Source organism: Sphingomonas sp. PvP056 (assembly GCF_040549155.1).
Taxonomy (GTDB): domain Bacteria; phylum Pseudomonadota; class Alphaproteobacteria; order Sphingomonadales; family Sphingomonadaceae; genus Sphingomonas.
In genome coordinates, this window is record NZ_JBEPST010000009.1 from 1 (window position 1) to 24,620 (window position 24,620).

At 64.8% G+C, this 24,620-nt stretch carries 21 protein-coding genes; 9 read left to right on the top strand and 12 right to left on the bottom strand.

All coding sequences use genetic code 11. From position 1 onward, the window contains the following. Positions 1-248: 248 nt before the first annotated feature. The 3 genes from ABIC17_RS18145 to ABIC17_RS18155 all read right to left on the bottom strand — a co-directional run bounded on the left by ABIC17_RS18145 (position 249) and on the right by ABIC17_RS18155 (position 3,220). Entirely contained in the window at positions 249-656 is a 408-nt protein-coding gene (locus tag ABIC17_RS18145) for a host attachment family protein (RefSeq protein WP_354284255.1), read from the bottom strand. 88 nt (positions 657-744) lie between these two features. After that, the gene (locus tag ABIC17_RS18150; RefSeq protein WP_354284257.1) at positions 745-1,449 is read right to left on the bottom strand and encodes a hypothetical protein; all 705 of its coding nucleotides are present in this window, start codon (positions 1,447-1,449) and stop codon (positions 745-747) included. A 346-nt stretch (positions 1,450-1,795) separates the two neighbouring features. Next, a complete protein-coding gene (locus ABIC17_RS18155; RefSeq protein WP_354284259.1) occupies positions 1,796-3,220 on the bottom strand; it encodes an aldehyde dehydrogenase family protein in 1,425 nt (474 codons plus the stop codon). 121 nt (positions 3,221-3,341) lie between these two features. On the opposite strand from ABIC17_RS18155, the gene ABIC17_RS18160 reads away from it, so the two are divergent. The 4 genes from ABIC17_RS18160 to ABIC17_RS18175 all read left to right on the top strand — a co-directional run bounded on the left by ABIC17_RS18160 (position 3,342) and on the right by ABIC17_RS18175 (position 7,362). Continuing rightward, on the top strand, positions 3,342-4,316 hold the full coding sequence (locus tag ABIC17_RS18160; RefSeq protein WP_354284261.1) for a quinone oxidoreductase family protein: 975 nt from the start codon (positions 3,342-3,344) through the stop codon (positions 4,314-4,316). A gap of 107 nt (positions 4,317-4,423) precedes the next feature. Then, positions 4,424-4,678, top strand: a complete 255-nt coding sequence (locus ABIC17_RS18165; protein ID WP_354284262.1) for a GCG_CRPN prefix-to-repeats domain-containing protein — start codon at positions 4,424-4,426, stop codon at positions 4,676-4,678. Positions 4,679-4,857: 179 nt separating this feature from the next. Further along, positions 4,858-6,390, top strand: a complete 1,533-nt coding sequence (locus tag ABIC17_RS18170; RefSeq protein ID WP_354284265.1) for an aminoacyl--tRNA ligase-related protein — start codon at positions 4,858-4,860, stop codon at positions 6,388-6,390. Between the two features lie 300 nt (positions 6,391-6,690). Continuing rightward, the gene (locus tag ABIC17_RS18175; protein WP_354284267.1) at positions 6,691-7,362 is read left to right on the top strand and encodes an outer membrane protein; all 672 of its coding nucleotides are present in this window, start codon (positions 6,691-6,693) and stop codon (positions 7,360-7,362) included. Between the two features lie 122 nt (positions 7,363-7,484). Here ABIC17_RS18175 and ABIC17_RS18180 read toward each other — a convergent pair whose 3' ends face one another. From ABIC17_RS18180 to map, 5 genes are all read right to left on the bottom strand, one after another. Then, positions 7,485-8,984, bottom strand: coding sequence for a carbohydrate porin (locus tag ABIC17_RS18180; RefSeq protein ID WP_354284269.1), 1,500 nt, complete (start codon positions 8,982-8,984; stop codon positions 7,485-7,487). A gap of 95 nt (positions 8,985-9,079) precedes the next feature. Further along, positions 9,080-10,024: an oxygen-dependent tRNA uridine(34) hydroxylase TrhO gene (gene trhO / locus ABIC17_RS18185; protein ID WP_354284271.1), complete on the bottom strand. Its 945-nt coding sequence runs from the start codon at positions 10,022-10,024 to the stop codon at positions 9,080-9,082. A gap of 210 nt (positions 10,025-10,234) precedes the next feature. Then, entirely contained in the window at positions 10,235-11,656 is a 1,422-nt protein-coding gene (gene glnA, locus ABIC17_RS18190; RefSeq protein ID WP_277968607.1) for a type I glutamate--ammonia ligase, read from the bottom strand. Between the two features lie 133 nt (positions 11,657-11,789). Further along, on the bottom strand, positions 11,790-12,128 hold the full coding sequence (locus ABIC17_RS18195) for a P-II family nitrogen regulator (RefSeq protein ID WP_010163022.1): 339 nt from the start codon (positions 12,126-12,128) through the stop codon (positions 11,790-11,792). 327 nt (positions 12,129-12,455) lie between these two features. Next, the gene (map, locus tag ABIC17_RS18200) at positions 12,456-13,280 is read right to left on the bottom strand and encodes a type I methionyl aminopeptidase (RefSeq protein WP_354284274.1); all 825 of its coding nucleotides are present in this window, start codon (positions 13,278-13,280) and stop codon (positions 12,456-12,458) included. 64 nt (positions 13,281-13,344) lie between these two features. Here map and ABIC17_RS18205 point away from each other — a divergent pair, with 64 nt between their 5' ends. Genes ABIC17_RS18205 through ABIC17_RS18215 form a run of 3 tightly spaced genes read left to right on the top strand, consistent with a single transcriptional unit; the run spans position 13,345 to position 16,498 of the window. Then, complete coding sequence (locus tag ABIC17_RS18205) at positions 13,345-14,100, top strand: competence/damage-inducible protein A (RefSeq protein WP_354284572.1); 756 nt, start codon at positions 13,345-13,347, stop codon at positions 14,098-14,100. A gap of 14 nt (positions 14,101-14,114) precedes the next feature. Further along, positions 14,115-14,465: a hypothetical protein gene (locus ABIC17_RS18210; protein ID WP_354284276.1), complete on the top strand. Its 351-nt coding sequence runs from the start codon at positions 14,115-14,117 to the stop codon at positions 14,463-14,465. A gap of 5 nt (positions 14,466-14,470) precedes the next feature. Continuing rightward, a complete protein-coding gene (locus ABIC17_RS18215; RefSeq protein ID WP_502958497.1) occupies positions 14,471-16,498 on the top strand; it encodes a TonB-dependent receptor plug domain-containing protein in 2,028 nt (675 codons plus the stop codon). A 33-nt stretch (positions 16,499-16,531) separates the two neighbouring features. Here ABIC17_RS18215 and ABIC17_RS18220 read toward each other — a convergent pair whose 3' ends face one another. The 3 genes from ABIC17_RS18220 to ABIC17_RS18230 form a co-directional block, all read right to left on the bottom strand. Beyond that, positions 16,532-17,677, bottom strand: a complete 1,146-nt coding sequence (locus tag ABIC17_RS18220; protein WP_354284278.1) for an FUSC family protein — start codon at positions 17,675-17,677, stop codon at positions 16,532-16,534. A gap of 160 nt (positions 17,678-17,837) precedes the next feature. After that, positions 17,838-19,340: a diguanylate cyclase domain-containing protein gene (locus ABIC17_RS18225; protein ID WP_354284281.1), complete on the bottom strand. Its 1,503-nt coding sequence runs from the start codon at positions 19,338-19,340 to the stop codon at positions 17,838-17,840. A gap of 91 nt (positions 19,341-19,431) precedes the next feature. Beyond that, positions 19,432-20,619: a DUF2252 family protein gene (locus ABIC17_RS18230; protein ID WP_354284283.1), complete on the bottom strand. Its 1,188-nt coding sequence runs from the start codon at positions 20,617-20,619 to the stop codon at positions 19,432-19,434. A gap of 384 nt (positions 20,620-21,003) precedes the next feature. On the opposite strand from ABIC17_RS18230, the gene ABIC17_RS18235 reads away from it, so the two are divergent. After that, a complete protein-coding gene (locus ABIC17_RS18235; RefSeq protein ID WP_354284285.1) occupies positions 21,004-22,503 on the top strand; it encodes an HWE histidine kinase domain-containing protein in 1,500 nt (499 codons plus the stop codon). Positions 22,504-22,669: 166 nt separating this feature from the next. Next, the gene (locus ABIC17_RS18240) at positions 22,670-23,023 is read left to right on the top strand and encodes a response regulator (RefSeq protein ID WP_354284287.1); all 354 of its coding nucleotides are present in this window, start codon (positions 22,670-22,672) and stop codon (positions 23,021-23,023) included. A 15-nt stretch (positions 23,024-23,038) separates the two neighbouring features. On the opposite strand, the gene ABIC17_RS18245 is transcribed toward ABIC17_RS18240, so the two are convergent. Then, entirely contained in the window at positions 23,039-24,499 is a 1,461-nt protein-coding gene (locus ABIC17_RS18245) for an aminotransferase class I/II-fold pyridoxal phosphate-dependent enzyme (RefSeq protein WP_354284289.1), read from the bottom strand. Positions 24,500-24,620 lie beyond the last annotated feature (121 nt).

Here is a 24,620-nt window from a genome sequence, read left to right on the forward strand (position 1 = left end):
ACCACGAAATCTGCGTCGTGCTAGGTCTATCTTTGCCACAAGATGTTTGCAATCGAGCTACTGCGTGCGGACCGGGAACGCCCGCAAGTGGGCGTGAGCAGTCATTCGACCAGGTGGCCTCCGAGTCGAACCCGGTCACTCAGGCGACGCGGCGCGCGACATGCCACCGCCACCCAGCCCAACGACAAAGGCCTGCCGCATCGCTGCGGCAGGCCTTTTCGTGACCTAATCGGTCGAAGAGCGAAAATTCAGGCCGCGTTGACCGCTTTCTCGATGTCGGCAACCGAGTGACCGGTAAGGTCCTTCGAGACCTCCCCGACGAGCTTGGCGCTGAGCGTCTTGTGATAATGCTTGCGCAACTCCCCGAGCGTGCGCGGGGCCGCGATGATCACCAGTTCGTCGATCGATCCGCCCATCAGCTTCTTGTTGAGGATCTCTGCCACACCTGCGGCGAACGCGTCCTCGTCCTGCTGGCTGTCCGACGGATTGGCGGAGCTGCTCTGATGGCGTCCGCCCGAACCCATATTGTCGGTCGACACGTCGCCGGTCGGCTGTTCGGTCAGCTTCAGCGAGCCTGCGTCGCCGGTATTCTTGAACAGCTTGAGATGCTCGCCGTCGACCACCGCGACGAGCGCACCTTTTTTCAAATCGGCCATTATCTCTTCCAATCGGGTTGTGGGTTACCGAGCGCCAACTCCCACGTGCCCCGAACGGTTCATTTTGCGCTGCGACGGGATTCGTCGTTTACCGCACGCGCTTGGCTTTGGTCGCAACCGCAGGCGGCAGTGCCTGCACGCTGGGTGGGGCCGACGGAGCGACACTTGCCGTCGCCGGACGGCTGGCGGCGGGGTTCGCGGCGCGCCAGGCGTCATAGGCGGCGTAGAAATCGGTGAACGGCTTTTCGAGCAAGGGAAGGCGCTCGGCCGCGAAGGCGGTAAAGTCCATCTGTGTCGACGCCGCGCTGTCGGCGAGCGTCGTGATTGCGACGCGGCAGAAGGGGTCGCGCGCCTGGGATTGCGAGAAGAAATTATAGAGCCGCGTCATCTGGTCGTCGTAACGGTCCTGCCAGTCGCCGCCGCGTGCCTTATACTCGGCGGAAAGCCGCGTTTGTGCCGTGTTCAGCACCGCTTTGCGACTGGTCAGCAGCGCATTGTACGCCGCGATGATCCTGTCTTCGTCGGGACCGCGACACGCCAAGGCGGCGACGTTGAGCGCGGCGCGCAAATGCCAGACCGTGCCGTCGGTGGAGAGATTGCGATTGGGCGTGAGATACCGGCCATCGCTCATCACCGCAGGCGTCTTCATGCCGACATAGGCACCTGCGGGCATCGCCAGCGGCGCCGCGACTGGGACAGGCGGCGGCGGGATGGTCGTGACGATCGCGGGCTTGCGGGTGCAGGCCGACAGCAGCGCGAGGCTGATCGTGGTCAAAGCTATACTCTTGCGCATCGCACCCTCGTTTTTCCCCTCGGCATCGTTCGCGCGCAAAATCACGATCCGGCACGGTCGGGGGAACCCCATTATCAGAATCGCGGTCGGCTATAATCGGGTTTGGGCAGCCGCGGTTCGTCATATTGATCGGTTCGCCGCTTCGGACGCGCTACCCGTCCGGTTCGGGTGGTGCCGGGGCGATCCTGTTGCTTGCGGCTACTCGCTTTTGCGCTTCCCCGGCGCAGGCCGGGGCCCAGGAGAAATGGCGGAGGTAACTGTGCGCAGTCGCTCGCAATTTCTTGTTCCTCAACTGGGCCCCGGCCTTCCCCGGGGAAGCGCGGGATTGGGTGAGCGCGCGACCCCGTCAGCCGGGCATCCCCACCACCGTCTTCACTTCCATGAAATCGGTCAGCCCGAACTTGCCGTTCTCGCGGCCATTGCCGGATTGCTTGTACCCGCCGAACGGCGCGTTGCCGTCGGGGCTCCAAGAGTTGATTGTCACCAACCCGGCGCGCAGCCGCGGCGCGACCCGGGCGGCGGCGGCGGGGTCGCCCGAGATCGTCGCGGACAGGCCGAACGGCGTGCCGTTGGCGATCTTTACCGCCTCGTCCTCGCTGTCGTAGCGCGTGATCGTCGCCACGGGGCCGAACACCTCTTCCTGCGCGATCCGCATCTCGGGGGTGACGTCGGCGAACAGCGTCGGCTTGATGAAATAGCCTGCGTTGCGGCCATCGGGACGCCCGGTGCCACCGGTGACGAGCGTCGCGCCTTCGTCGATCGCGGACTGGATCAGCCCCTGGATCTTGTCGAACTGCGCCTTGTTGACGACCGGGCCGATGTGCGCGCCCATCTCGGCGGGATCGCCTACCTCGGTCCGCTCCATCATCGCCTTGACGATCGCGGTCGCCTCCTCGACCTGGCTCGCGTGGACGAGCAGGCGAGTCGGGGCAATGCAGCTTTGCCCGGAATTGGCGAGCACGCCCTGCACCGTCGGCGGGAGGACAGCGCCCAGATCCGCGCCTTCGAGCACGAGGTTCGCGGCCTTGCCGCCAAGCTCCTGATGGACTCGCTTTACCGTCGCAGCGGCGGCCTGCGCGACCGCGATCCCCGCACGGGTCGATCCGGTGAAACTCACCATGTCGACGTCCTTGTGGCTTGATAATGCGGAGCCGACGCCCGCGCCATCGCCGTTGACGAGGTTGAAGACACCCTTCGGCACGCCCGCGGCGTCCATGATCTCGGCGAGGATTACCGCGCAGCCGGGGGATTCCTCGCTGGGCTTGAGGATCATCGTGTCGCCAGCCGCGAGCGCGGGGGCGACCTTGGCGGTGATCTGGTTGAGCGGCCAGTTCCACGGCGTGATCATCGCAACGACGCCCAATGGCTCGTGCACGACGGTCGAGCGACCGAGCCGTTCCTCGAATTGGAACGCGTTCAACGCCTTGAGCGTCGACAGGAAATGCCCGAGCCCCGCAGGGACCTGCGCCGCCATCGCGAAGCCGATTGGCGCGCCCATCTCGCTGCTGACCGCCTGCGCGAGATCGGGGATGCGCTTCTTATATTCCTCGATGATCCGCTCAAGCAGTGCAGCGCGCTCGGCGACGCTGGTCTGCGAATAAGTCTCGAACGCGGTGCGCGCGGCGGCGACCGCGGCGTCAACATCGGCGAAGGTGCCGAGCGTGATCTCGGTGCACGGCTGCTCGGTCGCGGGGTCGATCACGGCATGGCGCACGCCGCCCTGGCTCGCGACCCAGGCACCATCGATATAGTGCTCGAGATAGCTCTTCATCCTCAGCCTCCGCGGTTTTTGAACTTGGGGTACGTTGGCATGGTTCTGGCGCGGAGGAACACGCGTTGCAACCTGAAACCCGTCCGGTACGTTGGCGCGCGACACAGGAAGGTACCAAGGTATGACGCGCACCGCACGGATCGAACGCACGGGGGGACCCGAGGTGATCGAATGGATCGACGTGGATCTCCCCGATCCAGGCCCCGGAGAAATCCGAATGCGCAACACCGTCGTCGGGCTCAACTTCATCGACATCTATTTCCGCAGCGGCGTCTATCCCGCCAGCCTGCCGACGGGGCTCGGGTCCGAAGCGGCGGGCGTGGTCGAGGCGGTGGGCGAGGGCGTTACCGGGCTCATGGTCGGCGACCGGGTCGGCACCTTCGGTCCGACGCCGGGGGCCTATGCCCAGGCGCGCAACCTCCCCGCGAAGACGGTGTTCAAGCTGCCCGACGACATCGACGACCGTACTGCCGCCGCGGTCCTGCTCAAGGGCTGCACGACCGAATTCCTCGTCGAACGCTGTGCGAAGGTTGAGACCGGGCAGACCGTGCTGGTCCATGCGGCGGCGGGCGGGGTCGGGCATCTGCTCGTTGGCTGGCTGAAGGCGGTCGGCGCGACCGTAATCGGGACGGTCGGGAGCACGGAGAAGGCCGAGCAGGCGCGCGCGGCGGGGGCGGATCACGTCATCTTGCACAAGCAGGAGGATGTCGTCGCGCGCGTGCGCGAGATTACCGGCGGGGCGCTGGTGCCGATCGTGCTCGACGGGGTCGGGATGGCGACATGGGAAACGTCGCTGGCGTGCACCGCGCGGCGCGGGCTGATCGTCAGCTATGGCAATGCGGGCGGCAAGGTAACCGGGGTCGATCTCGGAACGCTGTCGACGCGCGGGTCGCTGTTCGTCACGCGGCCGACGTTGTTCAGTTATTATGTCACGCCCGAGGAACGGCAGGCGGGGATCGACCGGCTGTTCACGATGTTGCGGTCGGGCGCGATCACGCCCGTGATCGGCCAGACCTTTGCACTGGAGGATGCGGCGGACGCGCACCGCGCGCTTGCGGCGGGGGAGACATCGGGGGCGACGCTGTTGACCGTCTGACCAACGAAAAGGACCGATGCGGCGGGAACGGAACGCGGGCAAGGCACCGGCGTTTTTTCGATCTCCCGCGTAACTGGGAGGTGTAAAAGCGTTATCGAGAGGTGCTTATGAAGAAGCTTCTTGCCGCGGTGTGCGCCGCGGGCATTGCCTTGGCTGCAGTCGGTCCTGCCGAAGCGGCGGGCGGATGCGGTCGCGGCTTCCATCCCGGGCCGCCGGGGATCTGCCGTCCGAATGGACCGCCCGTTTATGCGCATCGCGGACCACCGCGCGCCGGCTATTATTACCGCGGGCGTGGCTATTGGAACAACGGGCGATATTGGCAGAGCCGGTATCGCTATCGCAACGGCTGGCGTTATCGCTGATCCTTTCTAGCCCCTCCCCTTCAGGGGAGGGGTTGGGGGTGGGGCGGTGCCTCGCAGAGAGGTCAACGTGCTGGACAGCCCCACCCCAACCCCTCCCCTTAAGGGGAGGGGCTAAGTAGTCCGCATCCTAACCGCCACCGGGCTTTGCCACGCCCGCATTTCCCGCTATCCGCGCGGTCATGATCAAACGCGCACTTCCCGTCACCCGCGAGGCCGATTTTTCCGCCTGGTACCAGTCCGTCATCACCGAGGCCGACCTCGCCGAGGAATCCGGCGTGCGGGGCTGCATGGTCATCCGGCCGTGGGGCTATGGCATCTGGGAGCGGATCCAGCGTCTGCTCGACGACCGGATCAAGGCGACAGGCCACGAGAATTGCTATTTCCCGCTGTTCATCCCGCTCTCCTATTTCGAGAAGGAAGCCGAGCATGTCGAAGGCTTCGCCAAGGAAATGGCGGTCGTCACGCATCACCGTCTGAAGGCGGACGGTCTCGGACGGTTGATTCCCGATCCCGAGGCAAAGCTCGAAGAGCCGCTCGTCGTGCGGCCGACGTCGGAAATGGTGATCGGCGCGGCATTCGCGCGCTGGGTTCAGTCGTGGCGCGATCTGCCCGTCCTCATCAACCAATGGGCGAACGTCGTCCGTTGGGAGATGCGCACGCGGATGTTCCTGCGCACCAGCGAGTTCCTGTGGCAGGAAGGCCATACCGCGCACGCCAGTGCGGACGAGGCGCGCGAAGAGACGCTCAAGATGCTCGAAGTCTACCGCGAATTCTCCGAAACCTGTCTCGCGCTGCCGGTGGTGGCTGGCGAGAAGCCCGAAAACGAACGTTTCCCCGGCGCGGTCGCGACTTACAGCATCGAGGCGATGATGCAGGACGGCAAGGCGCTCCAGGCGGGTACCTCGCATTTCCTCGGCACCAACTTCGCACACGCGCAGGACATCAAGTTCCAGAATGCCGAAGGGGTGTTCGAGCTCGCCAATACGACGAGCTGGGGCGTGTCGACGCGGATGATCGGCGGCGTGATCATGGTTCACGGCGACGACGATGGCTTGCGCGTCCCGCCGCGGATCGCGCCGTGGCAGATCGTGATCGTGCCGATGCTGCGCGAAAGCCCCGAGGACGCCGCGATTGTCGACTATTGCAAGGCGTTGCAGGCGGAGCTCGCGCAGCAAACCGCGCTGGGTGAACCCGTACGCGCGCTGCTCGACCTCAAGTTCGGCAAGACCGCCACGAAGCGCTGGGGCTGGGTCAAGAAGGGCGCACCGATCGTGATCGAGGTTGGTGGGCGCGACGTGTCCGGTGGCAACGTTTCGGTGATCCGCCGCGATCGGCTGTACCGCGAGGACGGCAAGCTCGACAGCGCCGTCATCGCGCGGGGTGACTTCGTTGTTGCGGCGGCTGCGATGCTCGAGGACATTCAGGCATCGCTCCACACCGAGGCGCGGGCGCGGCTCGACGCGAGCATTACGCAGGCGGCGGACTTTGCGGCCGTGGAAACGCACTTTGCAGACGGCGTGAAAAACCCCGGCTGGCTAGAGGTACAGTGGTCGCGCCCGACCGGCGCCGCACTCGACGCGGTGGTTGCGCGCCTGAAGGGCCTCAAGCTGACGATCCGCAACGCGCCGATGGAGCAAAACGCGCCGGTAGGAACGTGCATCTTCACGGATGAGCCTGCGGTCGAACGCGTGCTGATTGGTCGCGCCTACTGATCACCGGTGAACCTTGCAGGGGGAATGTATCTCTCCGAAACGGCGAATCGGGTGGTGATCATCCGGTCGTCGTGACTGCGGGGCACTTCATCACATTCTCCCCCAACCGACGCCATGATCGTGCCGCATTTTGTTCAGGCTTTTGAAAGAAAGCGTTGCACAAATGTGACAGATCCGCGTTTCGCGATTTTAATTCCGCCGCGATGCAACAACCTGCGGACAATTAAGTTCAACCCGCTACGGGACACCCGACGCATCCCCCGGGTGCGATCCAACTGCCAAATCATGAGGCCATTACAAATGCGTACACTCAAGCTTGCCGCCGCAGCCGCTGGCGTCCTCTTCGCAGCCCCGGTCTTCGCACAGGACATGGCACCTGCCGCTCCTGCCGACACCGCGATGGCAGCACCTGCTGACACCGCGCCGCAGGCACCCGACGGCACGCGCGCATTCGGCATTGAGCCTTATGTCGGCGTGATGGGCGGCTGGGAGCAGTTCGACAACGAACCGAACCACGGCATCCCGCAGGCGATCAACTCGAACGGTACGCTGCGCAACAACTACCGTCTCGCAGGCGCGCTGGTTCAGGGCGTCGTTGGCTTCAACGTTCCGCTCGGCCCGGTCTTCGTCGGTGCAGAAGGTAACGTCGCTAAGGGCGTGTCCGGCAACATCGATTGGGAATATGGCGCAGCAGGCCGTTTCGGCGTTCGCGCTGGCGATAGCGGCATGTTCTACGGCAAGGTCGGGTATCAGTGGGTCGATTTCGACAACTACCCCGCCTTCGTCAGCGGCGACCGCAACAACAAGAAGGTCGACGGCATCACCTACGGCATCGGCACCGAGTTCGGTCCGAAGGATATCGGCCTTCAGGGCATCACCGGCAACGCCGGCTTCCGCATCCGTGCAGAAGTCAACACGTTCGGTGACTTCCACAGCTTCCGTCCGATGCTGGGCGTGATCACGCACTTCTAATATTTTCCGAATAGTCGGACAGCCTTGAGGGGGCGGGGGATGGCAACATCCTCCGCCCTTTCTTGTTGTGGCGACGATCGCACGGTGCTGTCAGCGTGCGCCCGTTCGGAACACACGGACGGTTAGAGCGTCAGCGCCGCTTTCAGCCCAAGTACGGTCACGTTACCGCGCGTTCGCACGCCACCCGGTTGGTAGATCCACTGGACGTTGGGCTGAAGCTCCAGCCACGCGACCGGTGTCAGGCTGTAATAGAGTTCGGCGGCATATTCGGCATCGCGCACTGGCGTTCCCGGGATCAAGCGGTCCTCTTCGGCGGCGCGGCCGTTGACGTTGGTACGCCCGATGGCGACGCCCAGCACGTCCCCTTCGAGCCCGGGCAGCAAACCCTTGTAGAAAATCCCGAGCGTTGCCTGATTGTCGGTCACGCTGGTAGCGCGGTCCGCCTGCGTCACATTGGCAAAGACCCCGAGCCCGGTCAGCGCCTTGCCGTCCTTGGACGTTCCGCTGATCTGCTGTTGGATGGTAGCGTAGACGCCGTACCGCCCGGAGCGCTGCAATGGCGCGAGGCCGGTAATCGCAGTCGGACGGCGGTTGCGGTCGAGCAGCACGTCGTCGCCATCGGCGGTCGAATACCAGGCACCCACCTTGTACGATCCCACATGCCCGGTATCGCCGAGCCGGGTCCAGCCGGCCTCTACCGGAATGAGCGCGCCGGTCGCGCCATGCCAACGCGCGACGAAGAAGTTGTTCTGCAGGTTGAGCGGGTTGACCTCATACGCGCCGAGCTGGACATAGGCTCCGCCGCCGACGTCGACATGCAGCCGCCCGCCCCACTGGCTGACCGGCCAGTTGTACCAATAATCGCCGACGAGATTGCCGGGCTGCGCGCCGCAGAAGGACAGGTTCTGGAAATGGCAGGAGAAGCCTGCGAAATCGGCGCCCGGATTGGTCCGGCCGACCTTCACCTCGATCGTCTCGCCGATCTTCTGTTCATACCATAATTCCGTGACGCGGACGGTCTGGCCGCGGCCGAACACTTCCTGCACCTGCTGCAAGGTGCCGAGCCCGGCATCGTCCGACAGGTTGCGCCCGCGGCGCCACGTGAAGGTCGCTTGCAGCGTGCCGCCATCGATCCCGGCGATCTTGGCCATGTCGATCTTTGCGCCGAAATCGACCTGACCGGTTTCGGTCAGCTTCCTGCGCTGGCCGCCGGTGACGTTATACCCGCTTTCCGACGCATAGCGCGCGGAGACATCGAAGCCACGATCCCCCAGCCAGGTCCGCGCATGCCGCCAGTCGGCGAACAGCCCCGGCGGGGCGCTGGTCTGCGTATCGCCGATCTGCGGATTGAACAGCGTGTTGCGCGGACGCTGGATGCGGCCGGGCACGCGCCGCCTGGCGGGCGCGGTGGTTTCGCTGGGTGTGTTCGGGCCGGATGGGCCGGCGGGTTCGGTTGCGGGTTTCTGGCTGTCGTTGGCGGGCGGTTGCGCGGCCGGGGCATCTGCGGCTGGCGGCGGGGCAGGGGCACCGATGTCGACCTGTTGCGCGAAGGAGGGCTGCGCGAAGCACAAGGCGGTCGCGGACGTCGCCACGGCAAGGCGACCAACGGTGGACGGAATCATCGGAACTCTCACGTACAAAGCGGCCGAACATTGCCGCGCGCTGCACAAGCCATGTGCGCGGGATTTACGCTAGTCCCGACGCGGGAGGAAACGCGTCATTCTTCCGGGTTAACGGGCGAACCATCGCGTTTCGGGGCGACGGCCCCGACATGCGCGCGCCCCTGCTGCTGTGCCAGCCCCACTTGCCGATGCCGTTCGGCATAGGCTGCGCGTCTTGCCTCATCGCGCGTGCCTACGCAGGCGGGGCAAGCGACCCCTTCCTCGAACAGCGGCGAAGCGCGCTCTTCGGGCGATACGGGCATCCGGCACGCCCGGCACAGGCCATGCGTTCCCGGTGCCAGCCCGTGCCCGACCGCGACGCGCTCGTCGAACACGAAGCATTCGCCTTCCCACCGGCTTTGTGCCTGCGGGACTTCCTCAAGATACTTCAGAATGCCGCCTTCGAGGTGGAAGACGTCGGTCAGCCCCTCGGCCTTGAGGAACGCGGTCGATTTCTCGCAGCGGATCCCGCCGGTGCAGAACATCGCGATCCGCTTGCCCTCCAGCTCGGTGCGATGCGCGCGGGCCCAGGCGGGGAAGTCGCTAAAACTGTCGGTCTTGGGGTCGATCGCCTGCGCGAAGGTCCCGACCTTGACTTCATAGGCGTTGCGCGTGTCGATCACGACCGTGTCGGGATCGTCGATCAACGCGTTCCAGTCGGCGGGCTTCACATAGGTGCCCGTACCGCCCAGCGGATCGATCGCGGGTTCGCCCATCGTGACGATCTCGCGCTTGATGCGGACCTTCATGCGGTGGAACGGCATCGTCTCGGCGTGGCTATGCTTGACCGTGATGTCCGCGCAGTCGGGGAGGGTTCGGATATGTGCGAGCACGGTTTCGATCGCGGCGTCGATGCCCGCGATCGTTCCGTTGATCCCTTCGTGCGCGAGGAGCAGCGTGCCCCTGATGCCCTGCTCGGTGCAAAGGTCGAGCAACGGCTGGCGCAGTGCGTGCGGGTCGGGGAAGCGGGCGAAACGGTAGAGAGCAGCGACGTGGATCATGGCGGCGGCTTTACGGGGTTTCGGGCGGGTTTGGAATGTGGGTTGGTTCGGGGGCAATTGATAGAGAAAGGGCGCCCGGATCGCTCCGGACGCCCTTTCTAAAGTTGCGTCGTGGCAAAGCCACGCCGTCGGTCCTCGCTCTGGCGAGGCCGGCCGACAGCTCCTGTGCGGACTTGGCTTCGCCTTGTCCGCACCGGCGCGTGCCGCGCCTCAGTAGCTGTAGTACATATCGAACTCGACCGGGCTCGGGGTCATTTCCCAGCGCAGCACGTCGTGCATCTTCAGCTCGATGTACGATTCGATCTGGTCCTTGGAGAACACGTCGCCCTTGAGTAGGAAATCGTGATCTGCCGCGAGCGAGTCGAGTGCCTCGCGGAGCGAACCACAGACGGTCGGAACCTCGGCGAGCTCTGCCGGGGGCAGGTCGTACAGGTTCTTGTCCATCGCCTCACCAGGGTGGATGCGGTTCTGGATCCCGTCCATGCCCGCCATGAACAAGGCGGCATAGCAGAGATACGGGTTCGCCATCGCGTCGGGGAAGCGCACTTCGACGCGCTTCGCCTTGGGGCCGGTGCCGTACGGGATGCGGCACGAGGCCGAACGGTTGCGCGCCGAGTAAGCGAGCAGCACCGGTGCTTCATAGCCCGGGACCAGACGCTTGTAGCTGTTGGTCGTCGGGTTGGTGAAGGCATTCACCGCCTTGGCATGCTTGATGATACCGCCGATGAAGAACAGGCACGTCTCCGACAGACCCGCATAGCCGTTGCCGGCGAACAGCGGATTGCCCTTGTCCCAGATCGACAGATGCGTGTGCATCCCCGAGCCGTTATCTTCCTTGATCGGCTTGGGCATGAACGTGACCGTCTTGCCGTAGGCCTGCGCGACGTTGTGGCAAACATACTTGTAGATCTGCATGCGATCCGCAGTCAGCGTCATCGTGCCGAAGGTCAGGCCCAGCTCATGCTGGCCAGCCGCGACTTCGTGGTGATGCTTGTCGCACGGCAGGCCCATTTCGAGCATCGTCGAGACCATCTCGCCACGGATGTCGACCGCGCTGTCGATCGGCGCGCAGGGGAAATAGCCGCCCTTGGCACGCGGACGGTGACCAAGGTTGCCGCCTTCATATTCGCGGCCGGTGTTGGTCGGCAGCTCTATGTCGTCGATCTTGTAATAGCTGGTCGCGTAGCTGTTCTCGAACTGGACGTTGTCGAACATGAAGAACTCGGCTTCCGGCCCGATGAAGATTGTGTCGCCGATGCCCGTGGTCTTGAGATACGCCTCGGCGCGCTTGGCGGTCGAGCGCGGATCGCGCGCGTACAGCTCGCCGGTCGACGGCTCGACGATGTCGCACACCAGGATCAGCATCGGGGTCGCCGAGAACGGGTCGGTCCACACTGCGTCCAGATCCGGCATGAGGATCATGTCCGACTCGTTGATCGCCTTCCAGCCCTCGATCGAGGAACCGTCGAACATGAAGCCGTCGGTCAGCTCGTCTTCGCCGACGACGCCCGCGACCATCGTCAGATGCTGCCACTTGCCCTTGGGATCGGTGAACCGCAGATCGACCCACTCGATCTCCTGGTCCTTGATCATCTTCAGCACGTCGTTTGCGCTGTTGCCCGTCTTAGCCATGTCCCCACGCCCTTTCTAAATACTGAAAAATTGCCCGCGCCAAAATTCGACCGCGGGACTCGTATAGGATCGTCCTATTACGCTGTCACAAGATGTTGCGTTGCGTCAAACGCGCATTCCGATCATTGCGCGGTCAGATCGCGTCTTCGTCGCGTTCGCCCGTGCGAATCCGCAGGACGGTTTCGACCGGAATGACGAAAATCTTCCCATCGCCGATGCGGCCGGTCTGCGCGGCGGCGGCAATCGCCTCGACGACGCGATCGGCGAGGCCATCTTCGACGACCACTTCGAGTTTCACCTTCGGCAGAAAATCGACCACATATTCCGCACCGCGGTACAGTTCTGTATGGCCCTTCTGGCGTCCGAAGCCCTTGGCTTCCGTCACCGTGATCCCGCTGACTCCGACTTCGTGCAGCGCTTCCTTCACCTCATCGAGCTTGAACGGCTTGATGATCGCTTCGATCTTTTTCACGCTGGTACGCCTCCCGGAATGTCCGTTCACCTTACAATAACCATGCCAGGAGCGCGAGGGGCGGAATTGCGTGGGTTTCGCGTGGGGAGCGGGGGGGGCAGTGCCTAGCTGGCGCGCAGGTGGCGGGGGTGTGCCTGATTTTGCGGCATTGTGCTCGTCGTAGCGGAGCGTGCCGAACAAACCCACCACCCCGGCGAAGGCCGGGGCCCAATAGCGAAGGTGGAAATAACGATGCACAGCGCCACAAACATCTACCATCGCGATTGGGCCCCGGCCTTCGCCGGGGTGGTGGTGCTTGGCGCTTCGGGGAGTGCGCTACCCAACCCCTCAATAGGGCGGCTTGTCGAACCCGCCCGGGCTGAGCGTGAAAATTTCGCAGCCCTCTTCGGTGATGCCGATCGAATGCTCGAATTGCGCGGAGAGCGACCGGTCGCGCGTCACCGCGGTCCAGCCGTCGTCGAGCAGCTTCACGTCCGCACGCCCGGTGTTAATCATCGGTTCGATCGTGAAGATCATCCCCGGCTTCAATTCTGGTCCGGTGCCAGGACGTCCGGCATGGACGACCTCAGGCGCATCATGGAACAGCCGCCCAAGCCCGTGCCCACAGAAATCGCGCACTACGCCGTAGCGATGCTTCTCCGCATGGCGTTGGATCGCGTGGCCGATGTCGCCGAGATGGTTGCCTGGCTTGGCGTGCTCGATCCCGATCATCAGGCACTCATAGGTCACGTCGACCAGCCGCTTCGCCTTGATTGGCACGTCGCCGACCAGATACATACGGCTGCTGTCACCGTGCCAGCCGTCGAGGATCGGCGTCACGTCGACATTGACGATGTCGCCATTCTTGAGCGTCTTGTCGCTCGGGATGCCGTGGCACACGACGTGGTTGGTCGAGATGCAGCTCGAATGCGTATAGCCGCGATAGCCGAGCGTCGCGGGGATGCCGCCGCGGTCCGCGATGAAGCGGCGAATCATGTCGTCGAGATCGGCGGTCGCCATGCCGGGCACCATGTGCGGCACGATCATGTCGAGCGTTTCGGCGGCGAGTTTGCCTGCGGCGTGCATCCCGTCGAACGCATCGCGGCCGTGGAGCTTGATCGCGCCGGTCCGGCCCATCGGGGCGTCGGCGGTTACGGTTACATATTCGGTCATGACAATCGATATAGCGGCACGCTCCGGGCTTTGCGAGGGGGCGGCGCGGGGCTATGCGGGCGGGATGACCAACCGCATCTGGACAGCCGCGCTCGCGGTGATCGGCGACGAGATCCTCTCGGGTCGCACGCAGGATAAGAACGTCGCGCAAATCGCGGCCTGGCTCAACGTGCAGGGCATTCGCCTGGCCGAGGTGCGGATCGTCGCGGACCGGACCGAGGCGATCGTCGAGGCGGTCAACATCCTGCGCGAGCGGAACGACTATCTGTTCACCACCGGCGGGATCGGGCCGACGCACGATGATATCACGGTCGACGCGATCGCTGAGGCGCTGGGCGTGCCGGTCGTGTTCCATCCACAGGCGGTGGCGGTGCTCGAAACCTATTATGCGAATCGCGGCGGTCTGAATGATGCGCGCAAGCGAATGGCGCGCGTGCCCGAGGGCGCCGACCTGATCGAGAACCGCATGTCCGGCGCGCCCGGCATCAAGATCGACAACATCTTCATCATGGCGGGCGTCCCGCACATCACCGCCGGGATGCTCGATGCGCTGACCGGCACGCTGGAAGGCGGGCTGCCCGTCATCTCGCGCACGATCGGGTGCTGGGTCGGCGAAAGCGAAGTCGCGGACATATTGCGCGAAGCCGAGAAAACGCATGAGGGCGTTGCGATCGGCAGCTATCCGTTCTTCCGCGACGGCCGTGTCGGTGCAAACTTCGTCGTCCGCGCGACCGATGCCGCACTGGCCGACCGTTGTATTGCGGATTTGACCGCGGCACTGGAGCAATCCGGTCGCAATGTCGTTAGCGACGGTATCTGATCGGGAGCGCTGTGATGAAGAACGTCCTACCCCTCATCGTCCTGCTTTCGGGCCCGCTCGTCGGATTGTCAGCTTGTGACCCCGCCACCAATGCGGGCAACACGACCGCTGCGACAGCGAAGCCCGATCCGATGGAAGCCAAGATCGACGCGCTGCCCAAGAGCTTGCAGGAAACCACCTTCTTCCGCGCTATTCGCGACGGGGGCTACACCTGCCAGAAGATCGTCCGGTTCGAGAAGCACGCGCCGATCGACGGGGAGGCGGTATGGATCGCGGAATGCGATGATCGCGGGCAATATGTCATCACGCTGAAGCCGGACGGGGTGTTCTGGGTCAGCGGTGTTCCCCAGACCAAGAAACTCTGACGGACGTGAAATTCTGGACATTGGCGCTCGCGGTAGCGGGCGTCCCCGCTGGCCTGTCCGCACAACAGGCGACCCTGGCCGAACCGGAAACCGACGGCCCCGACATCGTCGTGCTCGGGTCCCCGTTGCCGCTGCCGCCGGGAGTACCCGCCTATGGATCGGTCTCGATCGATCGGGATCGACTGACCAATGACGCGTCGGGCCGGGTCGAGAACGTCCTGTCCGACGTCGCGGGCTTCCAGCAGTTTCGGCGGAGCGACAGCCGTTCGGCCAACCCGTCGGCGCAAGGCGTGACGTTGCGAGCGCTCGGCGGGAACGCGTCGTCACGCGCGCTGGTGCTGCTCGATGGCGTACCGCTGGCGGATCCGTTCTTCGGCTATATTCCGTTCAACGCGCTGTCGCCCGATCGGCTGTCGAGCGTGCGCATCACGCGCGGCGGCGGGGCAGGGGCGTTCGGTGCCGGGGCGGTCGCCGGCACGATCGAACTGGCGAGCGCGACCCGTGCCGATTTGCCGAGGGTCGCCGGCAGCGCATTCTACGGCAGCAACAATGCGGTCGAGACGAGCGCTAGCGTGTCGCCAGACGTCGGCGCGGGCTATCTGTCGGTCGCAGGACGGTTCGAGCGCGGCGATGGTTTCTTCACCACCCCGGTCGACCAGCGCACCGCCGCGACCGTGCGTGCGCGTTATCGCGACTGGTCGGGGCAAGCGCGCGCGGTCGTCCCGATCGACGCGCAGACCGAGCTACAGGCGCGCGCGGTCGTGTTCCGCGACAATCGCACGCTGCGGTTCGCCGGGGCCGACAGCAGTTCCTCGGGCGAGGATGCGAGCGTCCGGCTGATCCATCGCGGAACCTGGGCGGTGGATGCGCTCGCCTATGTCCAGGCGCGCAACTTTACCAATCGCGTCATCAGCGCGACCACGTCGCGGCTGACGCTCGACCAGCGCAACACGCCCGCGACCGGGATCGGCGGAAAGATCGAGCTGCGCCCGCCGGTCGGGCCCGACCATGTGCTGCGCATCGGCGCGGACGTCCGGCTGGGCGAGGGAACGCTGTACGAAGACGCCTATGCCGCAACCGGCGCGGTGACGACGCGGCGGACCGCAGGCGGCAACACCAGCACCGCCGGGCTGTTCGCCGAGGATGACTGGACGCTCGGGAAGCTGGTGCTGACGGCGGGGGTGCGCGGCGATCGTTGGACGATCACCGACGGGTTCTTCCGCGAGCGGACCCGCACGGGGGCGATCACCACCGACCGGCGGTTTGCAAACCGCGACGGGGTCGAGGCGACTGGCCGCGCAGGTGCGCTGTTCCACGCGAGCAATGCGGTCGCGCTCCGGGCGGCGGGCTATACTGGATTCCGGCTACCGACACTCAACGAACTGTATCGCCCGTTCGTCGTCTTCCCGATCACCACGCAAGCCAACGCCGCCTTAGGGCTCGAACGGTTGCGCGGAGTCGAGGGCGGGTTCGATCTGACCCCGGCGCGTGGCATTTCGGTCGGGGTGACCGGGTTCTATAACCGGCTGGGAGGAGCGATCGCGAACGTGACGATCGCGCCGAATGTTCGGCAACGTCAGAATGTCGATGCGATCGTCGCGCGCGGGGTCGAGGTCACTGCGCGGGCGACGCAGGGGCAGCTGTCGCTCGACGGGTCCTATGCGTTCAGCGACAGCAAGGTGCGTGCGTCCGGCGCTTCGGCGCAGCTCGACGGCTATATCCCCGCGCAGAGCCCGCGGCATACCGCGAGCGCCACGCTCGCCTGGCAAGATCGCCGCGGTTTCGGGCTGTCGCTCACAGGGCGGCACGTCGGGAAGCAGTATGAGGACGATCTGCAGACTGACGTGCTCCCCGCCTTCACGACGCTCGACGGCGTGGTGAGCGTGCCCGTGGCGGCGCACTGGACCGTGGTCGCGCGCGGGGAGAACCTGACCGACACGACCATCATCACCCGCAATGCCGGTGGTTCGATCGACCTCGGCACGCCGCGCCGGTTGTGGATCGGGGTGCGGCTGGGCGGCCCAGCGCGGTAGGGCATCTACCGCAAGCTTGCGTCTTGCCGGCGGCTACGCCGGTTTTGCCGCAAGCACCTTACCGGGGGCGATATCGTCGACCCGCCCGGCAAGATCGATCATGTCGCGGTGCAATCGCCCAGCCGCGAACGCGAGTCCGAACACCCGCCCCGACGCTTCGAAATCGAGCGTTGCCGCGGCGTCGCTCGTCCGGAACAGATCCAGCGCGGCTCCGAACTTGCGGTAGCAGGCGGACGCATCCATGCGGTCGACCGACGTTCCGGCGGACAGTGCGACGGCGCAACGGGTCGCAAGTGCGGCATGGGCATCAAGCATAGCGGCGGCGGGTGTCGCCAGCGCGGCCAATGCAACGGGCGGCAGCACTTCGTCCAGCGCACGGCCGATCAGCACCAGATCGTTGCGGACGCGCCATAATGTGCGCGGCACCGATGCGGGAATCTGATGGTCCGCCAGCCGGGTGGCGCGTTCGCGGTCTGCATCCTTCATTGCGGCTTCGACGTTGCCCAGCGCCTGACGCAAGGCGACATGGTCGGGGGAGGAGGGAAGCGGCGCTCCCGCCTCCAGCGCGCGGGCTTGTTCCGCCAGCATCCGCGCGATCTGGCGCAGCACCGTGGCGGTGCGCGCGATGACGACTGCGTGCGAGCGCGCGGGAAACACCAGCATTGCGGCGAGCACGCCGATGACGCCGCCGATCCCGATCTCGATGATCCGATCCCGTACGAAGTCCTGCACTGGCGCGCCCGGCGGCGCGCTGAGCAGCATGATGGCAGCGGTGACGGGCGCGACCCGCAAGCGTGGGCGGATCGCCGCGACGAGCGCCGCCAGACCCGTGACGATCACGAGCACCAAGCCAACCTCGATCGTCGTGGTTCGCTGCAACGCTGCGCCCAATCCGCCGAGGACTGCTCCGATCAGGGTGCCAAGCAGACGATCGGTCGCTGCGGTGAGCGTGCCGCCGATCGACGCCTGCATGACGATCAGCACGGTGAAGACCGACCAATAGCCTTCGTGCAGCCCGAGCATCCGATACGTCGCAAACGCCGCGACCGTCCCGACCATCACCCGAGCAACTTGGCGCAGGTTGGCGGCGTTGCCGGCGAGCGTGGTACGGATGTGAGAAACGACGGTCAGTGTTTTGTCCCGGAGCCTGAGAATCGCCCGGTCAGGACGGAGCGGCAACCGCCTGAGACCGTGCCGAAGCAGGCGAGGGAGAGATGCTCCACGATCTGCGTGCGCCTGACCCTGCGAACTGCGCGGTTGGTGGTTTGTCCGGGCTGGCGTGTGCTACATTTTGGGGCGCAATTCAACGCGCATCACGGTGTGATGCGCGGGATCCAAGTTACCGTCCGGTGGTGCCGACCGCATAAAGGCGGCGCGGCGCGACGATGGGCTCGGTCATTCCGTAGATCTGCCCCGTGCCCCGCTGGCGCCGTTTGGCCTCGTATAATGCGAGATCTGCGCGGTGCGTCAGTTCGGCGGGCGAGACCAGCGTATCCTCCAGAAAGGCGGCGCCGATCGTTGCAGAGACCGGGCGGCATTGGCCCTCGCGCTCGACGTTGTGGCGTAACGTTTCCAGGATCATCGTGATTTGCGCCTCGGCCCGCGCGCAGTCCCGGGGCCGGGTCAGCAACAGGACGAATTCGTCGCCCCCCAGCCGCGCGACGAAGCTCATCGGCGGGGCGATCTGCCGCAGGCGGTCGGCCATCATGCGCAGGACATCGTCGCCGGCGGCGTGACCGAACGTATCGTTCACCGCCTTGAATCCGTCGAGGTCTAGCAGGATGAGGCAAAGCGGCGCGTTCGCGCCCTTTCGACGATCGAGAATCCCGGCAAGATGCCGCTCGTAGCAGGCACGATTGGCGAGGCCGGTCAGCGCATCGGTGTTAGCCGAATGGAGCAAAACTTGATCGTTCGCATGGCGATCCGTCACATCCTGAAAAACGCCGGTCAGCGCGACAGGCCGTCCATCCGCGACCTGCACTTCGCCCATGCTGCGCACGCGCCGCTCCCGTCCGTCCGCCGTCGTGAAATTGCTTTCGAAATCGAAGGACTCTCCGTTCGTCACCGCGCGGTCCAACAGACGCGCAATTTCGGGGCGTCGTTCGCGTGGATAGAAGCTCAGCCCTTCCTCGACAGAGGGCATCTGCCCGAGCGGGAGGCCGTAGATCGCATAGACTTGATCCGACCAGTGAAGTGATCCGTCAATAAGATCGTACCGCCACGACCCGATCCCGACCATCCGTTCAGCCTGGCGAAGCTGGAGATGCTGCACCTCGAGCGTGGAGGCGTGCTCCTGAAGCGTGCCCGTCAGCGTCCGCAGCGAGGCCGCGGCGGACCGGGCTTCGATCAGACCGGCGACCAGATGCGCGAGATCGCGCAGCGTGCGCTTGTCGGCGGTCGAAAACGCCCGCGGTTTCGTGTCGAGAATGCACAGCGTACCAATCCCGGGGAGATCGGGCGAGAAGCCGGCGGCTGCGGGCCGCAACGGCACGCCCGCATAGAAACGAATGCCCGCGTCGCCGGTCACCAGCGGATTGTCGACGAACCGCTCGTCGAGGGTTGCATCCTCGACGACCATCACGTCTTCCACATGCATCGCATGCGCGCAGAAAGCGTCACCGCGCGGACCTTCGGTCATAGTCAGGCCACAGCGTGCCTTGAACCACTGCCGGTGATCGTCAACCAGCGAGACGAGTGCGATCGGCACATCGAACAGGCGTTGCGCGAGCAAGACGATGATGTCGAATTCGCGCTCTGGAGCAGAGTCCAGAAGCGCGAGGCTTCCAAGTTTTTCTAGCCGTTCGCTTTCGCGAATAGAATGGAACTGGTGTGTGTCCGACATTCAAGCATTGTGCGTATGGTGCGGTTAACATTGGATAAATGCCGCATTAGTCTAGCGTCGTCCGGGCTTTTGCCTATATCGTTGCAGGTCATCAGGCGGCAAGCGCATAGCGGCGGCAGTGATCGAGATAACCGGCCTCGTGACTGCCCGCGAGCGACACGACGCTTTCCCACAACCATGACGGCGCATCGATCATGCCCCTGCGGTCTGCCTCGAGGACGCTCAACCATTCGGTGCGGCTAGCGGCGTCCATTTGGCGCGCATGCGCCTTGCCCACGACAAACGCGAGGTAGCGTGCCGCCTTGACTGCCTGCGCATGGTTGAACTGGTCGACTTCGAGCTTGAGATCCTGCGGGGCCAGTTCGCGAATGAACAGCGAGCGGCCCAACAACCGGATGGGCATCATGCGCGTGCCCAGGTGCGGGGAGAGTGCGCGTGCAGCGGCGACGACGCGCTCGCCATTGTCGGTCGGCATCACCGCACCGCGCGCGGCAGGGGCGATCGGTGCGACGGCTTCCTTCAGGTCGACCAGCGCGTGATCGGAGCGGCCCTTGGCATTCTTCAATCCCACGATCGCCGCAAAGCGCAGTAAGCCCAGGGAACTGCAGCCCTTCATCCAATAAGCGGCATCCACCAGTTTGACCGTACGATGCTTGTCCTTGTGGTCGAGGGCGAGGATCATCCGGCTGACCTTAGGGTCGGTAAACACCGCCTCGAGCGCATCGCGCTCCGCCGTCGCGAGCGCCCAGAATTTCTTGCCGATCGGCAGTCGCGGATCGACCGCCTCCAGGCGTTCCTTCGCCAGATGTTTCCAGCTCCGGCTGGTTGCCGCGCGCTGGACGCTGCGTACCACGTCGGGTTCGACGCCGGCGTTGCCGCTGGTGGGATCTTCCATCGCGGCGGCATAGCCTTCGACCATTTCCTCCACCATCCGCGCGGTGGTGACGCCGGGCAGGTCGGACCCCCGCGCCGCGGTCGCGAGCGACAGGCCCAGGCGGATGAGGTCATGCGCGGGATTGCCGATGACGGCCTGATCGAGATCCCGGATCTGGATCTCGACCCGGCCGTCCCCATTCGTCAGCGGTCCGAGATTGCCGAGGTGGCAATCCCCGCAAATCCACACCTTCGGACCGGCGGGCACCCGTTTTGCCACCGGCGACGCCTCCAGCCATTCGTAGAATTTGACAGTATTTCCGCGAACATAGGCATGGGCGGAACGCGCCATCTTGCGCATGCGATTGGCTTCCAGGATGGCAGGGCGTTCGGTCGAACTGGGCATTGATGGGTCACCTAGGTTGGACGAATATGCCTAACGCACGCCCCGCCAGAATGTAACGGAACATTGCCGCTGGGGTCGTTTGGCGGCCTGGGGGCCCGTCCCCTGACGTGCCAGGTTGGCGTGCGGACCCGACCAAAAACCGATTATTTGCGGGACCCCAACACCGTTGGGTGGGTTCTACCGTGATGATTACGTCGACCAGCCCTTGCATGAAGACGGTCGAAGGCGACCTGGTCCTCCCCGTAAATCGCACCGGGCACTGGTCCGATGGCAGCACATTTCAGCGGGCGAGACCCATCATTTAGACGCGTATCGACCTGTTTTGACGTTCGTATCAGCTTGGCATCGCCATCTTTCATGCCGTTTTATCCCCCTTTTGGAAGTATGCCTGCCTTGGATCGACAGCCTCTCCCGCCCGCCCCGCTCAAACCGTATGATGCGCCACCCGAAGTGCGATCGGCGATCGATGCGTTTGTCGGGAGGCTCGATCCAAACGATCCGATCGTTGCCGCCTTCGACGGGGCGATCGTGCCGATGGTCGTCACCGACCCGACGCTGCCCGACAATCCGCTGATCTACGTCAATCCGGCGTTCGAGCGGCTGACGGGCTTTGCCGCGGAAGAGGCGATCGGTCGCAACTGTCGGTTCATGCAGGGGCCGCTGACCGAGGAAGCCGACGTCAAGCGGCTCCGTGAGGCGATCGCGAAGCGCGAGCGGATCGAGATCGACCTGCTCAATCACCATCGCGACGGTACGCCGTTCTGGAACCGATTGATCGTATCACCGGTGTTCGATGCGGCGGGACAGGTCCGGTACTTCGTCGCGTCGCAGCTGGATGTGACGCTCGAGCGGCATCGCATGATCCAGCTGGAGCAGGATCGCGAAACGCTGGCGGCGGCAGTGGCGGCGCGCGAGGTGGATCTTGCCGAGCGCGAGGCGCGATTGAAGCTTGCGCTCAGGGCAGGGGGGCTGGGAACCTGGACGCTCGATCCTGTAACGCAGGAGCTGACCGCATCGAGGAGTTGCAAGGCGAACTTCGGCTGTGACCCGAACGCACCGCTGACCTATGCCGATATCCTGCAGATGATCCACCCGGCCGATCTGGCTGGCCAGCAGGCGGCGGTCACGTCGACGGTCGAGACGGGGGTGCCGCTGGCGATCGAATACCGGATTCTAACGCCCGCAGGCGATCAGCGCTGGATCGCGATCCGGGGCGAGATGCAATATCGCGCCGACGGCACACCGCTGCTGATGTCGGGCTTTTCGACGGACATCTCGGAACGCAAGTTTGCCGAGGAACACCGCACGATCCTCGCGCGCGAACTGACGCACCGCGTCAAGAACACGTTGGCGACGGTCGGCGCGGTCGTCAGCCAGACGTTGCGTGATGCGGCGTCGCTGGCGGACGCGCGTGTCACCGTGGCCGGACGGATCGCCAGCCTGGGCGCGGCGCATGAACTGCTGGTCCGCGACGAAGTCGATGGCGCGGTGATCGGCGATATCGTCGAGCGGGTCCTGGCACCGTTCGTCGACCGGAACGGCAAACGGATCGTCGTCGGTGGCCCATCGATCCGGTTGTCGCCCGAGGTGACGCTGGCCTTGTCGATGGCGCTGCATGAATTGGCGACCAACGCGATCAAATATGGCGCGCTGTCGAACGCCGACGGGTCGGTGGACGTGCGCTGGGCGCTGCAGGGATCGGACGGCGATCGCCATTTCCGCTTTGCCTGGGTCGAGCATGGGGGACCGTGCGTGACGGCGCCAACCCGTACGGGGTTCGGGTCGCGCATGATCGAGCGGGTGCTGTCGCGGCATGTTCGCGGTGAGGCCAAGCTGTCTTATTTGCCAGCGGGCGTGCGTTTCGAGATCGAGGCGCCGATCTGACGCGACGTGGCGGGCATGGCCGGGCACCCCGGTAATGGTCCCGCACGCCCGCATGTGTTCCGTGCAGATCATGCCCGAGCGGGCCATAATAACGATCGACCGATCAAACACGCGAGCCCGAAACCGATCCTGATGCATTAACATGCTGTACGATCTGGAAACCATCATGTGTCATGTTCTGATTATCGAAGATGACTGGCTCCTGTCGGATCATATCGCGCAGTTGATCGAGACCGCTGGTGCCACATCGGTCGACATTGCAGGGACTGAAGACGAGGCGGTAACGGTCGCGCTGGATCATCCGCCCGCGATCATCATTTCCGACGTGAACTTGCCGCAGGGGACCGGCCCGCTTGCGGTTCAGCGGATCCTCGCGACGCTCGGCACGATCCCTGTCCTGTTCGTCACCGGGTCGCCCGACGTATGCGAACCACGCTCTGATGCGATGCGGATGCTCGTCAAACCCGTCGATGATCGGCTGCTCGTTTCCACTTTCCAGACGATCGCGCCCGCCTGCTGACCCTTACGCCACGGGTCATTCCTTCACCACGCGCAGCGTCGCTTCGGTCGGGTCGACCGGATCCATCATGAAAGCGCCGGCATCGCGGTTGGCGACAAGCCACGCGACGTGCGCCGCGGTGATCCGCTGACCCGGAACCAGGCGCGGCACGCCGGGCGGAGCGGGGGCGATCATCTCGGCCGCAATCCGTCCGGCGGCTGATTCATACCGCACCATCTCCGCAGGACCGTTCAGCGCGGCAGGTCCTGGCATTACCATGTCGACGGAGAGGGTATCGATGCCGGGTGGAACCGCCGTCTTCGGCAGGATCGAGGAATCGGCGGCAAGACGCGCTACCAGATCGCGTAATCCACGGACCAGCGCCTTCTGATCCGCTCGGGTCGTGCCCACCGATACGACCGCGAGAATATGGCGGGCATCGGACAGCCCCATGCTGATGCGGTGGTTTTCGTACAGCCAGTCATCGACCGCATATCCCGATACGCCGAGCGGCGAGACATCGATCAGGATCTTGGTAACATCCAGATCGGCGTCGCCCGGAATGTCGGCACGGGTCAAAACGCGCAGCGGCGTAATTTCCGCGACCTTCGTCCGCATCTTTTCAGCCAGTGCGATGACGGCGGCCCAGATTCGCTCGCCATCCACGGCATGGTCGCGGCGGGTCGCGTCGAGGGAGGCAAGGATCGGTACCGAGGGGCTGGTCGTCTCGAACAACTCATAGGCCATCCAGAGCCGTTGAAGATCGACCTGTTTGCCCTTGGCAACGATGACCGACCCCTGCGCCAACGCACCCATCGTCTTGTGCGCGCTATAGACCGCGACATCCGCGCCCTTGGCGAGCGGATCGTCTGGTAGCTCTGTACAGAAGGCGAAGGCACCGCCCCAGGCGGCGTCGACGATGAGCGGGATCCCGTGGTCGTGGCAAATGGCGGAAAGCGAGGCCACGTCGCTGGTGACGCCGTAATAGGTCGGGCTGACCACGATGAATGCCTTGGCGTTGGGATGCGCCGCCAGAGTTTTGCGCAGGGCCTGCGGCGTGACACCATGTTCGATGTCCCAGGTCGCGTCGGTCTGTACGGGGACGACGACGTCATCGAGCCCTGTCGCCAGCGCGTAGGTGCGCTCGGCCTTGTGCGCATTCGCAGCGATGAGGATCGTGTCGCCCGGGGCGGCAACTGCCGCCATCACCGTATGCAGGCTTTGCGTCGAGCCGCCCGTCACGAAGCGACAGAAGTCGGCACCCCACGCTTCCGCCGCGATCTCGTGCGCGCGTTGCAGGACAAGTTTGCCCTCCGTCCGATCGTCCAGACCCTTGGGGGTGAGCACGTCGGCCCGGAAAACTCGCTTGCCAAGCAAGGCCCGCATTCCGCCCGGCATGGCGGCGCCCTGGTTATGACCGGGAGCGCCGAAGCCGATCACCGGCCTGCGTTCGATCCTCGCCAGCGCCTCTACCAACGGTGCGATCTTCTGGTCCATGCCACGCCCACTCCTTGTCGGACGACCAAACGCACAGGGGATGAAAAGCCCCCGCTGCGGCAAAAATTTCGTTTTCAATGAGGTGCTTGTTTGAATTCGATGCCTTTCGCCACCGGCACGT

What these genes read in the sequence shown, in the direction of transcription:
- ABIC17_RS18145 (WP_354284255.1), bottom strand. Translation starts at nt 656, where the DNA reads ATGGCCGATTTGAAAAAAGGTGCGCTCGTCGCGGTGGTCGACGGCGAG.
- trhO (WP_354284271.1), bottom strand. Translation starts at nt 10,024, where the DNA reads ATGATCCACGTCGCTGCTCTCTACCGTTTCGCCCGCTTCCCCGACCCG.
- ABIC17_RS18155 (WP_354284259.1), bottom strand. Translation starts at nt 3,220, where the DNA reads ATGAAGAGCTATCTCGAGCACTATATCGATGGTGCCTGGGTCGCGAGC.
- ABIC17_RS18180 (WP_354284269.1), bottom strand. Translation starts at nt 8,984, where the DNA reads ATGATTCCGTCCACCGTTGGTCGCCTTGCCGTGGCGACGTCCGCGACC.
- ABIC17_RS18230 (WP_354284283.1), bottom strand. Translation starts at nt 20,619, where the DNA reads ATGCCCAGTTCGACCGAACGCCCTGCCATCCTGGAAGCCAATCGCATG.
- ABIC17_RS18175 (WP_354284267.1), top strand. Translation starts at nt 6,691, where the DNA reads ATGCGTACACTCAAGCTTGCCGCCGCAGCCGCTGGCGTCCTCTTCGCA.
- ABIC17_RS18240 (WP_354284287.1), top strand. Translation starts at nt 22,670, where the DNA reads ATGTGTCATGTTCTGATTATCGAAGATGACTGGCTCCTGTCGGATCAT.
- ABIC17_RS18245 (WP_354284289.1), bottom strand. Translation starts at nt 24,499, where the DNA reads ATGGACCAGAAGATCGCACCGTTGGTAGAGGCGCTGGCGAGGATCGAA.
- ABIC17_RS18150 (WP_354284257.1), bottom strand. Translation starts at nt 1,449, where the DNA reads ATGCGCAAGAGTATAGCTTTGACCACGATCAGCCTCGCGCTGCTGTCG.
- ABIC17_RS18160 (WP_354284261.1), top strand. Translation starts at nt 3,342, where the DNA reads ATGACGCGCACCGCACGGATCGAACGCACGGGGGGACCCGAGGTGATC.
- ABIC17_RS18225 (WP_354284281.1), bottom strand. Translation starts at nt 19,340, where the DNA reads ATGTCGGACACACACCAGTTCCATTCTATTCGCGAAAGCGAACGGCTA.
- ABIC17_RS18235 (WP_354284285.1), top strand. Translation starts at nt 21,004, where the DNA reads ATGCCTGCCTTGGATCGACAGCCTCTCCCGCCCGCCCCGCTCAAACCG.
- map (WP_354284274.1), bottom strand. Translation starts at nt 13,280, where the DNA reads ATGACCGAATATGTAACCGTAACCGCCGACGCCCCGATGGGCCGGACC.
- ABIC17_RS18170 (WP_354284265.1), top strand. Translation starts at nt 4,858, where the DNA reads ATGATCAAACGCGCACTTCCCGTCACCCGCGAGGCCGATTTTTCCGCC.
- ABIC17_RS18205 (WP_354284572.1), top strand. Translation starts at nt 13,345, where the DNA reads ATGACCAACCGCATCTGGACAGCCGCGCTCGCGGTGATCGGCGACGAG.
- glnA (WP_277968607.1), bottom strand. Translation starts at nt 11,656, where the DNA reads ATGGCTAAGACGGGCAACAGCGCAAACGACGTGCTGAAGATGATCAAG.
- ABIC17_RS18210 (WP_354284276.1), top strand. Translation starts at nt 14,115, where the DNA reads ATGAAGAACGTCCTACCCCTCATCGTCCTGCTTTCGGGCCCGCTCGTC.
- ABIC17_RS18165 (WP_354284262.1), top strand. Translation starts at nt 4,424, where the DNA reads ATGAAGAAGCTTCTTGCCGCGGTGTGCGCCGCGGGCATTGCCTTGGCT.